Raw genomic sequence first — 13498 nt, 5'->3', positions numbered from 1 at the left:
GCTCTTCTAGGTTCTGTGTGATAAGTTTAACTTACATAGGATCGATCTTTGTGTCCTCTGTGTCTGGAGTGGTTCCCTCCACTCCCTCGCCAGCAGGACTGTATCTCAGAATACATTTTACCCACCAAATCCAAAAGAGCCGGTACTTTTAAAAACCAATCATAACGAAACTGTACCATATACTTACCGAATTTATGGAAGGCAGCAAAAGCCGCCTTGTCCCTGTGGAGAAACCCAGTTTCCAGTTGAGAAACCGGGTTTCTTTGTCTATGGAGCGATCGCAATTAGCCCTAAACCAATCTAACAGGTAGGTTGACTGGCGCGATTAGTTGAAGTTTAGACATAATTGTGTTAATTATGTTTTTTTAATGCAGATGAATAGCTTGGCAATAAGGCTATCATCAATTATAATTAAAATCAATAAAAACAGATCAGCGATATTTGAGAATAATTGTAATTATGAAATTTGTGTTAAGTTCTCAAAATGTTTATGACTATTTAATCGACCAAAAAATCTGCGATCGCTTTCTAGAAAATCCGGGAGTAGAGCAGATTCAGGCTAAAAATTTTAACTTATTAGTGACTTTACCAGAGGGGCGAAAGTTACTGGTTAAACAAGAACAATTTATTAATTTACAAAAGGAAACGGTGGGTGAGTTTTTTGGGGAATGGCGAATCCCCAAATTTCTAGAGAACTTTCCTGAAATTGACCATTGGCGTAGTTTTCTGCCAGAATTACTGCTCCACGATGCTGATAACTCAATTTTAGTTTCTACTTATCTGGATAATTATCAGGATTTAGCAGAGTTTTATTCTAAAGAGAATCTCTTTCCGGCTCAGGTTGCTACTCAAATCGGCAGTTGTTTGGCGACAATTCACCGTGATACCTGGAATCAGAGTATTTATCGGGAATTTTTTGTCAAAGAAGAGTTTGCTGGAAAACCGAAAGTATCTCCGCTATTATTAGAGAGTTTGGAAAGGATCGGTCCTGAAATTTTTGGACTGGCTCCGATGGATGGATTGAAATTTTTTGCACTTTATCAACGATATGATAGCTTAGGAGAAGCAGTTCATCGAGCCAGTGAAACTATTTCTCCTATTTGTCTGACTCACAATGACATCAAGCTGAATAATATTCTTCTGAATCGAAACTGGGAAGATATTAATGGAAATGTGATCCGGTTGATTGATTGGGAAAGGTCTGATTGGGGAGATCCAGCATTTGATTTGGGAATGGCGATCGCTAGTTATCTACAAATTTGGTTGGGTAGCTTGGTGATTAGTAATTCTCTCAGTATTGAAGAGTCTCTGCGACTAGCCACTACTCCCCTAGAATTACTGCAGCCATCTATCGGTGGGTTAACTTTAGCTTATTTAGAAACTTTCCCAGAAATCTTAGAATATCGTCCTGATTTCTTAAAGCAAGTAGTCCAGTTGGCTGGTTTTTCTTTAATTATTGCAATTTTGGCCATGGTTCAGTATCAAAAAATCTTTAATAATACCGGAATTGCTATGCTTCAGGTAGCCAAGGCTTTGTTATGTCGTCCTGAATCATCAATGCCCACGATTTTTGGAGCTACTGCTACTCAGTTAAATCAGATGAATTCTTCTGTTGTTGGCCAAGTTTAATATCGTTGAGTATCTTGAAAAATTATGTCATTACTTAATTCTCAATTCCATCATTTAGCCCCTGAGGTTAGAGGTCGGTTAAAGGAAGTTTTGTTAGATATTGTTGAAAATCTCGAAATTTCCGCTGATTTTTCGATTCGTCATCCTAACTATCAACCCTGGGAAATGCCTGCTGAGATGTTGTCTCGGATTCAGGCTTTACCGAAGGAAATACAGGATAAATATATGAGTTTACAGTTGAGGAGTTTTCTTTATGGCATTTATTATAATGGGTCGATGCAAGCATCGCAAGCATTAGGTTCTGAGAATAAGGGTCAGCAATTAGATTTGGAGAATAATAGTTTTGCTGGCGTAGCTATGGACTTTTTTTTACAGTTGGAAGCAGCGAACAAGGGGGAGGGATATTTTGATTCAGGTTGGTCGATTTTGAGAGAGGAAACCGATGGCAGTTTGGCTGTGACTAAGGGCGGTTTGCGACTGCATATCCAACGGGAAAAGCATCTTCAAGAGTCTGAGCAAGCGGCGGCAGTGGGGGCTGTTGTGTCAATTTTGATGCCTAAGAATTTTGTACAAAATGGCTTTTATATGGCGGTGGGTAATGCTGGTTTACAGAGAGAGGAAGCTATGGTGCGGCTCTATTTTAATGTTACTCCTGAAGGCGCGGTGGCTGTGATGACTGGGTTGACTGAAAAGTTAAATCAGAGGGGGATTCCTTTTAGTTTTAAGGCTTTATATAATCCGGTTGATTATCAACGATATGATGCTGGGGTGCTTTATTTTGGCAAAACAGATTATGAGTTGGTCAGGCAGGTTGTGGCTCATGTTTATCAAGAAAATCAGTCTGTTTTTAAGCCAGAAATACCTTTGTTTACTCTGGAGTTAGCACCGGGTTTGGGGTTGGCGGAAGAACCAGACAAAAAGTTTGGCAGTGAGGAGAGTTTTGGGATGAATCGCTGTCAGATTATAGCCAATGGGTTATTGATGGCTTGGCAACAGGAGGACAATTCTGCGGCGGGTCGGATTACTGCTATTTCTGAGCAGTTTTCTGGGTTGGGGATTGATTGGCAGCGTCCTTATTTGAATGCTGATTCTGAGGATGTTTATCAGGGATTAGAGTTGGCAGGCTGATATTAGTCGCCTATCTGGGAATCAAAGAGTGATTGGCCCGTCGGTAGATTTTAGCCTCATTAGGTCATGGGGCTATTTTTTTGCTCTGCCACCACCCGAACCCTGGGCAGAGAGATATAAAAAAAACATAATTGTGTTATTTATGTCTTGAAAAACAAGGCTCGTTGATACGAGATTATGGGCATTTGCGGTCATAATCTAGATGAAGTTACGGTTTTTAGTCGGTAAAATTGAGACATAATTGTGTCATTTATATTAATTTTAAAGTTGCTTAACCTATTGTCATTGTTGGAGAGTTAGGCAATAATAATAGTCATAGGGAAAGGAAGAACATAAATCTGATTACCTCAAAGTAAAACTTATTCCAAGAGGAAGTAAAAATGGCTAATATTACTATTTCTGAGTTACGCCCTGCTGGTGCGGATTTACTCTTTGATTCTGAAAGCTTTTTAGATTATCTAAATGATGACGAGCTTTACAGTGTTTCTGGTGGAGGCTTAACGCCAACGACGTCAACGATTGTTACGACCACTTTTGCTTGTGGAGTGGTTGTTGGTATCGCCGCAGTTGGTTCTATTGCTTGGGCGATCTCAAAAAAATAAAGGATGAGTATTATGCAAAAAATCAGGCGTTGTCAAATTGAAAGATGATCCGAATCAGCTTGGAACTCAAATTACTTTGATAGCAAGGATTGCATTGCATCTTTCATATTCTGATCTGACAACGCCAAAAATCAGGATTGACAACTTAGAGTGTCCTGCTGGATAGGATTTATTCCTTGATTCTGAAAGCTTTTTAGATGAAGTACATGAATCTGAATACCAGAGAATCAATGGTGGAGTTGCACCTACAATTGCTAAGTATTCGGACATAAGTTTTTGCTGGTGTATAAAGTTCTGTAAATAGGGTAGAAAGCTGTATGCAGCAGCGAAAACCGCCTATTTTACATTCCTTAACATAGTGTTGTTGATTTATGTCCGACTGCTTAGTAGTGTTTGGTGTTTCGCAGGAGGTGTGGCAGTTGGGGCGGCTATATCGGCTGGCATTGCATGGGGTGTAAACAAAATTATGGGAAAATAGAATTTACCTAGGTAAACCTGATTTTTCTGAGAATGTTTATCAGGGATTAGAGTTGGCAGGCTGATATTAGTCGCCTATCTGGGAATCAAAGGGCGATCAGCCCATCGGTAGATTTTAGCCTCATTAGGTCATGGGGCTATTTTTTGCTCTGCCACCACCCAAACCCTGGGGAGAGATCTAAAAAAGACATAATTGTGTTAGTTATGTCTTGAAAAACAAAGCTCGTTGATACGAGATTATGGGCATTTGCGGTCATAATCTACATGAAGTTACGGTGTTTAGTCGGTAAAATTGAGACATAATTGTGTCATTTAGATTAATTTTAAAGTTGCTTAACCTATTGTCATTGTTGGAGAGTTGGGCAATAATAAATAGAAAGAGGAAGAACATAGATCTGATTACCTCAAAGTAAAACAGTAAAACTTATTCCAAGAGGAAGTAAAAATGGTTAATATTACTATTTCTGAGTTACGCCCTGCTGGTGCGGATTTACTCTTTGATTCTGAAAGCTTTTTAGATTATCTAAATGATGACGAGCTTTACAGTGTTTCTGGTGGAGCCGTACAGACGATAACGACAACGATAAAGACAGTTGTTACGACCACTTTTGCTTGTGGAGTGCTTGTTGGTATCGCCGCAGTTGCTGTTATTGCTTGGACGCTCTCAAAATAAAGGATGAGTATTATGCAAAAAATCAGGATTGACAACTTAGAGTGTCCTGCTGGATAGGATTTATTCCTTGATTCTGAAAGCTTTTTAGATGAAGTACATGAATCTGAATACCAGAGAATCAATGGTGGAGTTTCACCTACAATTGCTAGTAGTGCTTGGTGTTTCGCAGGAGGTGTGGTAGTTGGGGCGGCTATATCGGCTGGCATTGTATGGGGTGTAAAGAAAATTTTAGCATAGAATTTACAGTGTAAATCCTAGTATTTTGTCTCAAAATACTAGGATTTATCTAGGTAAACCTGATTTTTCTGTGGATGTTTATCAGGGATTAGAGTTGGCAGGCTGATATTAGTCGCCTATCTGAGAATCAAAGAGCGATCGGCCCATCGGTAGATTTTAGCCTCATTAGGTCATGGGGCTATTTTTTTGCTCTGCCACCACCCGAACCCTGGGGAGAGATATAAAAAAGACATAATTGGGTTATTTATGTCTTGAAAAACAAAGCTCGTTGATACGAGAGTATGGGCATTTGCGGTCATAATCTACATGAAGTTACGGTGTTTAGTCGGTAAAATTGAGACATAATTGTGTCATTTATATTAATTTTAAAGTTGCTTAACCTATTGTCATTGTTGGAGAGTTAGGCAATAATAATAGTCATAGGGAAAGGAAGAACATAAATCTGATTACCTCAAAGTAGAACTTATTCCAAAAAGAAACAAAAATGGCTAATATTACTATTTCTGAGTTGCGCCCTGCTGGATATGATTTATTCCTTGATTCTGAAAGCTTTTTAGATGAAGTACATGAATCCGAATACCAGAGAATCAATGGTGGAGCTACACCTACACTTGCTAGTACTGCTTGGTGTTTCGCAGGAGGTGTGGCAGTTGGGGTGGCTATATCGGGTGCCATTGTATGGGGTGTAAAGAAAATTTTAGCATAGAATTTACAGTGTAAATTCTATTTTGAGACAAAAGACTAGGATTTATCTAGGTAAACCTGACTTTTCTGTCTCTAAATAGGAAGCTATTTTTAGATAAAAAATCTACTTAAAATAGCTTCTATTTACTTTTATTGATGAGTTGAACTACTCCAACCTTGTCCTTAAGCCACTCGCCAAACAACTCTGACCCAATTTGATAGCGTAACTGATCATCCAATTCCGCTGTATAATTTCCTCCACTAAAATCAAGCTTATCCCTTTAGCTTTCACAATAGGTTTAAGCAACTGAGGAGGTTTCGTAGCAAACACAGCAGCAGATATTTCTGGTTTTAAATCCTGGCGACGCTGTACCCCCAAATATCCACCCTGACGGCGTAACTCTTTATCCTCAATATACTTGCGAGTCACATCATGGAAACTCATTTCCCCTAGCAAACCCTAATTAATTTCCAAAAAATCTCGCAATTTTTTTAGATAAGTAGGGGCATCTTCTAACATGGGAAAGTGAGCGGTATTAGCCATCTCCACATACTGGATATTATTATTCAAATCCGCCGCCATTTTGCCCATTTTGGCGGGGATGATAATATCTTTTTCCCCGGATACTAAAAGAGTTGGTACCTTAATCTCGGCAAATTTACCCGGCATAATTTCCACTGCCTTTTTACTCACAGATGTATAAATTGTGCCTAGGGCGGCCTCGTAATCCGCCGCCAAAAAATCTTCTAAAAAAGCAATTCTTTCTGATTTTGGGATCGATCGATGCAAAAATCTCGCCATAAATAATCGATCAGCAAAAGGTACTTTTAAAAACCAATCATAACGAAACTGTACCACATACTTACCGAATTTATGGAAAGCAGTAAAAGCGGCTTTATTATACTCAAAAATGCCATTACAGGTTAAAATTGCTTTGACTACTCTTTCGGGGTACATAGTAATAAAAAAAGTCGCCACCGATGCCCCCATAGAGTGACTATTGAGATAGATTTTTTCAATTTCCAAACTATCTAAAAACAAGGCTAAATCAAGGGCATATTCTTCTAAATCGTAGGAAAGATCGGGGGATTTTTCCGGCAATTTAGACCGACCAAAACCCCGCATATCGTACAATAAACAATCAAAGCGATCGCAAATTGCCGCAGCCGTTGATCGCCAATAGCGTCCCGATCCTCCCCAACCATGAATAAACACCATGACTGGCTTTTTCTGGGCAGATTCCGACTGTCGAATCCACTCGTAATAGTGGGGAACACCGCGGACAGTGATTGTTTTATCTATTATTTGAGTTTTCATGATAGATGTCGTCTTCCAGATTATCCCAAATCTTAGCCAGTGCAGTTTCGCTGACTTTTTGCCAGAAATCCGAGTTTGTCTCCTCCGGGATGAGGGTGACTAAAACCCTAGTACCCTCTGGAATCGGCACAGATTCGAGGAGTTCGATCCGGCCTTCTTTGACGATCGCGGGAACGGTGTTCAGCATGGTTAACCTCGATTTTTCCCCTTAAGCGGATTCTTGAGTGGGTAGAGAGGAAGGATGAACCAATAGATCTGCCGTGGAACGTTTTTCCACCATTTCGCGGGTGATTAAACATCGTTTCACGTCTTTGCGCGAGGGCAATTCGTACATGACATCGAGCATTAATTCCTCGACAATACCCCGCAGGGCCCGGGCCCCAGTTTTGCGACGATAGGCCTCTTGGGCGATCGCTAGGACGGCATCAGATTTAAACTCTAACTGTACATTGTCCATCTTCAACAGTTTTTGATACTGTTTCACCAAAGCGTTGCGGGGTTGCGTCAGGATAGCGATTAAAGCTTCCTCATCCAGGGGTGACAGTGCCGCTAGGACGGGAATCCGACCGACAAACTCTGGAATCATGCCAAATTTGACTAAATCATCGGGAGTCATTTGTTTTAATAACCCTGCCGCTACCTTATCCTTACTAGCTTGGCCATCTCCCGGTTGAATAAAGCCCATGGATTTTTTACCGAGACGCTGATCGATCACCTTATCTAAACCGACAAACGCCCCACCGCAGATAAACAGGATATTGCTGGTGTCAATCTGAATACAATCCTGATAGGGGTGTTTGCGGCCGCCTTGGGGGGGAACATTGGCGATCGTTCCCTCTAACATTTTCAGTAAAGCTTGCTGTACCCCTTCTCCGGACACATCCCGGGTAATCGAGGTATTTTCGCTCTTGCGGGCAATTTTATCGATTTCATCGATGTAGATAATGCCTCGCTGCGCTTCTTCCACGTCTAAATCTGCCACTTGTAACAGACGCAAGAGAATATTTTCCACATCTTCCCCCACATAACCGGCCTCGGTTAAAGTGGTGGCATCGGCGACAGCAAAAGGTACATCGAGGATTTTAGCCAGAGTTTGAGCTAGAAGGGTTTTTCCCGATCCTGTGGGACCAATTAACAGAATATTAGATTTTTGCAGTTCGATGCTATCTTCTGGACTACCGCCACCGGCTTTTTGGGTTTGGATATCTTTGAGGCGTTTGTAATGGTTATAAACGGCCACAGAAAGCACTTTTTTCGCCTCATTTTGACCGATAACGTAGTCATCGAGGTATTTTTTAATCTCTCTGGGTTTGGGAATTTGTTCCCAAGTGGTTTTGTTTTGGCCCGATCGCCGTTTGTTGGGACGTTCCTCCACTGGGGCGACCGGACTGGGCGGTTCCATCAATTCCTCATCGAGAATTTCGTTACACAGTTCCACACACTCGTCACAAATATAGACCCCCGGCCCGGCGATTAATTTTCGCACTTGTTCCTGGGATTTGCCGCAAAATGAACACTTGAGGTGGGAGTCGTACTTAGACATAGTTTATTTACAGGGAAGTAACGGGAACGGTAGGATCGGGCAGTTCGGGACGGGAAATCACCAGATCGATTAACCCATATTCTTTGGCTTCGACGGCCGACATGAAAAAGTCCCGTTCGGTGTCGTTGGCGATACGATCGTAGGGTTGACCGGTGTGATGAGCCAGCATGGTATTGAGTCTCTGTTTAATATAGAGGATCTCTTTGGCTTGGATGGCGATATCACTAGCTTGACCTTGGGCGCCGCCGAGGGGTTGGTGAATCATGATCCGGCTACTGGGTAGGGACATCCGTTTACCTGCCGCGCCACCACAAAGCAGGAATGCTCCCATACTAGCGGCTAAACCGAAACAAATTGTCGCCACGTCGGGGCGAATTTGTTGCATGGTGTCGTAGATAGCTAGTCCGGCATAAACGGAACCACCGGGGGAGTTGATATAAAGTTGGATATCCTTTTCGGGATCTTCTGCTTCCAAGTAGAGGAGTTGGGCGACGATCGAATCAGCGACCTGATCATCGACGGGGGTTCCCAAAAAGACAATTCTCTCGCGCAGGAGTCGAGAATAGATATCAAAAGCCCGTTCACCCATGCCAGACTGTTCGATTACCACGGGTAAAACGTTAGCTAGGGAGTTTCTCCCCGTGTTGGCGTAGATAGCAGGGCGACAATTACTGGTAATTGGGTAGTCAGGTGATCTCGATTCGAGCATAATTTTTTCGGTTCCGCTATCACAATCTTAGGGGTTTTGCTTGGCTGTGGAGCTTTTACTGGCAAATGTTAAGCATCTTTAGCACTTCTGTCCATCTATTATGCCCTAAGTTTCCCCCGGTTGGCAGGAATCAGTCATCAGTTATCGGTGATCAGTTATCAGTGATCAGCTTGTGAAGGCAAAAGGCAAAAGGCAAAAGGCAAAAGAAAGAATCTGGCAATTGTCTTACCTAAAAATAAGGTTAGAAACTAAGCACATCAAAGCTTTTAGCTTAATAAATTAGGTTTTAGATTCGGTCGAGTTGTCAGTGATCACTGATCAGTTATCAGGGAATGGGGGGATGGGGGAATTCAACCAATACCCTAAAACCCCAACACCCCAAAACGACTGCTAACTCCTTACGGTTATTCTTCCTCGGCTGCCAACACTTCCACTTCGGTGAATGCGAAGGTTTCTTCTGTTTCCTCCTCCTCGCTTGCTTCCTCCTCTAGGGAACCTTTGGGGACGAGGGTGATAGTAGCTTTTTCTTTCAGCCATGCCAGGGTGTTTTCCGCCAGGATTTCTTCGGCGATCACCTGTTCCAGACGCTCTCTATCTATGTCGCGATCGGACAATTGCGCCATGATTTTGGCGATTTTTTCCGTTACCGCTTCGGGACTGACTTCAATGCCGGCGACTTTAGCCAATTCTTGCACCACCAGAGTCTCTTTCAGACTTTCGATCGCATCGGGACGGGTACTTTCCCGCATTTTGGGAATATTATCTTTTGTAAACAACTGGTTGACATCTAGCCCCATTTGTTGAAATTCCATGAAGCTTTGGGTCAAAATATGCGTCACTTCCTTTTCGATCAGCGTCTCCGGTAAATCTAAAGTCGCACCCTTAACTAATTCCTTGGTTAAAGCGTCATAAATGCTTTCTTTGGTTTCCTTCTCCGCTTGTTCTTGGAAGCGTTTCTCTAAACTTGCTCTTAATTCGGCGATTGTCTCCTGATCGCTGACTTCTTGGGCAAAATCGTCGTCAAGCTCTGGTAATTCCTTTGCCTTTAACTCTTTCATCGTAATGGTAAAAATTACCGCTTTTGCTGCCACATCTTCTTTGGGATAATCTTCTGGGAAAGTTAAAGTCATCTCTTTGACTTCTTCCGGTTTCATGCCGACAATTCCTTCCACCATCCCCTCGATAAAGCGTCCTGCTTCCATATCCACCCGCAGATCTTCGCCGTCAATATCCGGGATATCTTCGCCAGTTTCGGCGGATTTGCCTCGATAATCAACGATCGCCACATCTCCCAGCTGCGCTCCCCGATCTTCCACGGGAACCAATGTCGCTAACTGTTCTTGACGCTCTTTAAACCAATTTTCCACGGATTCGGGATCATAAACGGTTTCTTCGGCAGTAACGCTCAGATTTTCGTAATCTCCGAGAATAATTGTCGGGGCCACATCCACGGAAACTGAAAAAGTCAAAGCTTTACCCGGTTCATAGGTAGCGATCAAATCCTCAAACTTAGACAATAGCTGCGGATTGCCCAGGGACTCGATCCCCTCCTGTTTCAGGGCAGATTCGAGGCAATTCTCGATTAATTCCTCAATTACTGCCGCTTTTACCGCCTTAGTTCCCAATCTTTGCAGAAGAATCTGACGGGGAACTTTCCCGGGGCGAAAACCGGGTATATTGGCCGACTTCGCTAAATTATTTACCACTTTCTCGTGGGTGTTTTTCGTGGTTTCGGCGGGAATTTCAATTTCTAAACCTATCTGACTGGCAGGAAGCTTTTCCTGAATAACTTTCATTGATTTTTCTAGCTCTTACGACAAGGAACGTTTATAATAGGGTGAGCGGTGTTTACGCCTGCGGTGGATCCGTCCCGCTCATGATATTCTAGGGGAATAGCTGCAGTTGTTCCCCAAGCTGTCACAATCTTTTTATTTTAGCGGTCAATGGGGTATATTTAACTTATTCCGTCCTTGGGGCAGTTAAGCCCAATCAGAAAATTTTGCTGATCAAAAGCCGATCAATCCAAGTTTTAGAATAACTCGGTGGACAAAAAAGATTTTTTACTGTAACGATTTCTTCGGATCATTATCATCACCCAACTCGTCAGGAGGTCACACAATTTGAGTCAAAAAGTACGGGTCGCTATTTTAGGAGCCACCGGGGCCGTGGGAACGGAATTACTAGAGTTATTAGCTAGTCGTCAATTTCCTCTCGCTAGTCTAAAATTACTGGCTTCCGAGCGTTCTGCTGGAAAAACCCTCGATTTTCGGGGCGAAAGTCTCCTCATCGAAGCGGTAAACGAGCGCTCTTTTCAGGACGTGGATATAGTTCTTGCTTCTGCGGGGGGGTCCACCTCGAAAGCTTGGGCGAAAACTATTGTCGAGTCGGGTGCGACGATTATCGATAACTCCAGTGCTTTTCGCATGAATCCCGAAGTGCCTTTGGTTGTACCAGAAATCAATCCCGACAGTGTGGACAATCACCGGGGCATTATCGCTAATCCCAACTGTACGACAATTCTTTTAGGAGTGGCGATCTGGCCTCTCCACCAAGTACAGGCGATCGAGCGAGTAGTAGTTTCTACTTATCAGTCCGCCAGTGGTGCTGGAGCGCGAGCCATGGAGGAGGTAAAACAGCAAGCACAAGCAATTCTTGACAATCGGCAACCTCCCACTAATTCCTTCCCCTATCCCCTCGCTTTTAATCTTTTTCCCCACAATACCCCGATTAATGGTCAAGGGTACTGCGAGGAAGAAATGAAAATGGTCAACGAAACCCGCAAGATTTTTGCTTGTCCAGGACTGCGGGTTAGCGCCACCTGTGTGAGGGTTCCCGTCCTGCGGGCCCATTCGGAATCGGTTAACCTAGAATTTAGTCGGCCTTTTTCTGTGGTGAAGGCTAGAGAAATTCTTCAATCCGCTCCGGGGGTAAGATTAGTGGAAGATTGGGACGCTAATTATTTTCCCATGCCAATTGATGCTACCGGTCGCGATGAAGTATTAGTGGGACGCATTCGTCAAGATATCTCCCATCCTAACGGTCTAGAATTGTGGCTATGCGGCGATCAAATTCGCAAGGGTGCGGCTTTAAATGCTGTACAAATTGCGGAACTTTTAGTGAAGAAAAATCTCGTCGGTTCAAGATTAGCAACAGTTTGATAATTAAGCGATCGGCCGTCAGCTAGATCAAGGCGATAATAACTAGAAAAATCGCTAATTAATCGGATAAATCAAGTCTGAAAGCTGATTGCTGATCGCTCAAAAACTGATAACAAGAACCGAATCTAAAACCTAATTTGTTAAGCTAAAAGCTTCAATGTACTTAGTTTCTAACCTTCTTTTTGGGTAGGAGGATTGCCAGATTCTTTCTTTTGCCTGTTGCCTGTTGCCTCTTGCCTTCAGAAGCTGATAACTGATAACTGATAACTGATCAATGAGTGAAACAACATATTTTGGACGAGTAATTACGGCGATGGTGACTCCCTTCACCGTCGAGGGTCAAGTTAATTATGCCCTGGTGGAAAAATTGGCCGATTATCTAGTTACTCACGGTAGCGATGCTATAGTGGTCTGTGGGACGACGGGAGAATCACCCACCCTAAGTTGGCAGGAAGAATACGAACTATTTAGTATTGTCAAAAAAGCGGTTAATGGTCGGGGAAAAGTGATCGCGGGGACGGGTTCTAATTCCACTTCCGAAGCGATCGAAGCTACCCAACAGGCTGCTAAACTGGGTTTAGATGGTTCTTTACAAGTGGTTCCCTACTACAATAAACCACCCCAAGAGGGTTTATACGAGCATTTTCGCACCATTGCCAAAGCTTGTCCCGATCTGCCGGTGATGCTTTATAATATCCCTGGTCGTACGGGTCAAAATATGACCCCGGAAACGATTATTAAACTGGCAGCAGTTGATAATATTGTGGCGGTAAAAGAAGCTAGTGGTAATTTAGAACAAACCTGCAAGATTTACTGTCACACCCCTGAAAATTTCGCTATTTATTCCGGCGATGATTTTCTCACCTTACCCCTGATGACCTGTGGTGCGGTGGGGGTGGTCAGTGTTGCTAGTCATCTAGTAGGAGAAGAAATCCAAGGGATGATTCAAGCTTTATTAACCGGAGATGCGGCCAAAGCGATCGAGATTAACTTGAAATTATTTCCCCTGTTTAAAGGTTTATTCTGTGCCACTAATCCAATTCCAATTAAAGCGGCCTTAAATCTAGTCGGTTGGGAAGTGGGGGGTCTAAGACTTCCTTTATGTTCCTTAAGTCCCGAACTAGAAGAAGGATTAGCAAAAATTATGCAAGAATTGGCTTTAATCTAGAAAAATACTAGAAAATTTGGCTAACTAAACTAGGATTTTTTCGAGAAAGTAGGTTATAATATTAATAGCTTAACTAGAAGAAAAGAAATATAGTTTAGAACGGCGAGAAAGTATTGATATAAGTGAATTTAGCTAGGTGTTATTCCCCTAGTCAGACTTATTCTAACTATTC

13 protein-coding genes are annotated in these 13498 nt (G+C 42.7%); 7 read left to right on the top strand and 6 right to left on the bottom strand.

Going from position 1 to position 13498, the window contains the following annotated elements:
- Nucleotides 1–459: 459 nt before the first annotated feature.
- The 5 genes from IM475_RS03780 (at nucleotide 460) to IM475_RS03760 (ending at nucleotide 5452) form a co-directional block, all read left to right on the top strand.
- Complete coding sequence (locus IM475_RS03780) at nucleotides 460–1629, top strand: phosphotransferase (protein ID WP_287726735.1); 1170 nt, start codon at nucleotides 460–462, stop codon at nucleotides 1627–1629.
- A 24-nt stretch (nucleotides 1630–1653) separates the two neighbouring features.
- Nucleotides 1654–2757: a T3SS effector HopA1 family protein gene (locus IM475_RS03775; protein WP_287726734.1), complete on the top strand. Its 1104-nt coding sequence runs from the start codon at nucleotides 1654–1656 to the stop codon at nucleotides 2755–2757.
- Between the two features lie 380 nt (nucleotides 2758–3137).
- On the top strand, nucleotides 3138–3359 hold the full coding sequence (locus tag IM475_RS03770) for a hypothetical protein (protein ID WP_287726733.1): 222 nt from the start codon (nucleotides 3138–3140) through the stop codon (nucleotides 3357–3359).
- Between the two features lie 922 nt (nucleotides 3360–4281).
- Nucleotides 4282–4509: a hypothetical protein gene (locus IM475_RS03765; RefSeq protein ID WP_287726732.1), complete on the top strand. Its 228-nt coding sequence runs from the start codon at nucleotides 4282–4284 to the stop codon at nucleotides 4507–4509.
- 721 nt (nucleotides 4510–5230) lie between these two features.
- On the top strand, nucleotides 5231–5452 hold the full coding sequence (locus IM475_RS03760; RefSeq protein ID WP_287726731.1) for a hypothetical protein: 222 nt from the start codon (nucleotides 5231–5233) through the stop codon (nucleotides 5450–5452).
- A gap of 144 nt (nucleotides 5453–5596) precedes the next feature.
- Here the strand turns inward: IM475_RS03760 and IM475_RS03755 are convergent, their stop codons facing one another.
- The 6 genes from IM475_RS03755 to tig all read right to left on the bottom strand — a co-directional run bounded on the left by IM475_RS03755 (nucleotide 5597) and on the right by tig (nucleotide 10796).
- The gene (locus IM475_RS03755; RefSeq protein WP_287726730.1) at nucleotides 5597–5875 is read right to left on the bottom strand and encodes a peptidylprolyl isomerase; all 279 of its coding nucleotides are present in this window, start codon (nucleotides 5873–5875) and stop codon (nucleotides 5597–5599) included.
- 15 nt (nucleotides 5876–5890) lie between these two features.
- Nucleotides 5891–6748 carry an alpha/beta fold hydrolase gene (locus IM475_RS03750; RefSeq protein ID WP_287657899.1) on the bottom strand — a complete coding sequence of 286 codons (858 nt, stop codon included), beginning with the start codon at nucleotides 6746–6748 and terminating at the stop codon, nucleotides 5891–5893.
- A complete protein-coding gene (locus tag IM475_RS03745) occupies nucleotides 6726–6935 on the bottom strand; it encodes a hypothetical protein (RefSeq protein ID WP_002752152.1) in 210 nt (69 codons plus the stop codon). Before IM475_RS03745 ends, IM475_RS03750 begins: the two co-directional genes overlap by 23 nt.
- A 21-nt stretch (nucleotides 6936–6956) precedes the next feature.
- On the bottom strand, nucleotides 6957–8291 hold the full coding sequence (clpX, locus tag IM475_RS03740; RefSeq protein WP_287703893.1) for an ATP-dependent protease ATP-binding subunit ClpX: 1335 nt from the start codon (nucleotides 8289–8291) through the stop codon (nucleotides 6957–6959).
- 7 nt (nucleotides 8292–8298) lie between these two features.
- Nucleotides 8299–9000, bottom strand: coding sequence for an ATP-dependent Clp endopeptidase proteolytic subunit ClpP (gene clpP, locus IM475_RS03735; protein ID WP_002736918.1), 702 nt, complete (start codon nucleotides 8998–9000; stop codon nucleotides 8299–8301).
- A gap of 404 nt (nucleotides 9001–9404) precedes the next feature.
- Nucleotides 9405–10796 (bottom strand): trigger factor, encoded by a 1392-nt coding sequence (tig, locus tag IM475_RS03730; protein WP_287726729.1) that lies wholly within the window; start codon nucleotides 10794–10796, stop codon nucleotides 9405–9407.
- Between the two features lie 324 nt (nucleotides 10797–11120).
- Between tig and IM475_RS03725 the strand changes: the two genes are divergently transcribed.
- Together IM475_RS03725 and dapA are read left to right on the top strand one after the other, a co-directional pair.
- The gene (locus tag IM475_RS03725) at nucleotides 11121–12158 is read left to right on the top strand and encodes an aspartate-semialdehyde dehydrogenase (RefSeq protein WP_287726728.1); all 1038 of its coding nucleotides are present in this window, start codon (nucleotides 11121–11123) and stop codon (nucleotides 12156–12158) included.
- 274 nt (nucleotides 12159–12432) lie between these two features.
- Complete coding sequence (dapA, locus tag IM475_RS03720; protein WP_287726727.1) at nucleotides 12433–13326, top strand: 4-hydroxy-tetrahydrodipicolinate synthase; 894 nt, start codon at nucleotides 12433–12435, stop codon at nucleotides 13324–13326.
- Nucleotides 13327–13498 lie beyond the last annotated feature (172 nt).

It is taken from the genome of Microcystis sp. M061S2, assembly GCF_020245605.1.
GTDB lineage: Bacteria > Cyanobacteriota > Cyanobacteriia > Cyanobacteriales > Microcystaceae > Microcystis.
This window is presented reverse-complemented; position numbering and strand designations above follow the sequence as displayed.

Excerpts from the sequence above, each read along its gene's own strand:
- IM475_RS03780 (WP_287726735.1), top strand. The coding sequence starts at position 460 with ATGAAATTTGTGTTAAGTTCTCAAAATGTTTATGACTATTTAATCGAC.
- IM475_RS03775 (WP_287726734.1), top strand. The coding sequence starts at position 1,654 with ATGTCATTACTTAATTCTCAATTCCATCATTTAGCCCCTGAGGTTAGA.
- IM475_RS03770 (WP_287726733.1), top strand. The coding sequence starts at position 3,138 with ATGGCTAATATTACTATTTCTGAGTTACGCCCTGCTGGTGCGGATTTA.
- IM475_RS03765 (WP_287726732.1), top strand. The coding sequence starts at position 4,282 with ATGGTTAATATTACTATTTCTGAGTTACGCCCTGCTGGTGCGGATTTA.
- IM475_RS03760 (WP_287726731.1), top strand. The coding sequence starts at position 5,231 with ATGGCTAATATTACTATTTCTGAGTTGCGCCCTGCTGGATATGATTTA.
- IM475_RS03755 (WP_287726730.1), bottom strand. The coding sequence starts at position 5,875 with ATGAGTTTCCATGATGTGACTCGCAAGTATATTGAGGATAAAGAGTTA.
- IM475_RS03750 (WP_287657899.1), bottom strand. The coding sequence starts at position 6,748 with ATGAAAACTCAAATAATAGATAAAACAATCACTGTCCGCGGTGTTCCC.
- IM475_RS03745 (WP_002752152.1), bottom strand. The coding sequence starts at position 6,935 with ATGCTGAACACCGTTCCCGCGATCGTCAAAGAAGGCCGGATCGAACTC.
- clpX (WP_287703893.1), bottom strand. The coding sequence starts at position 8,291 with ATGTCTAAGTACGACTCCCACCTCAAGTGTTCATTTTGCGGCAAATCC.
- clpP (WP_002736918.1), bottom strand. The coding sequence starts at position 9,000 with ATGCTCGAATCGAGATCACCTGACTACCCAATTACCAGTAATTGTCGC.
- tig (WP_287726729.1), bottom strand. The coding sequence starts at position 10,796 with ATGAAAGTTATTCAGGAAAAGCTTCCTGCCAGTCAGATAGGTTTAGAA.
- dapA (WP_287726727.1), top strand. The coding sequence starts at position 12,433 with ATGAGTGAAACAACATATTTTGGACGAGTAATTACGGCGATGGTGACT.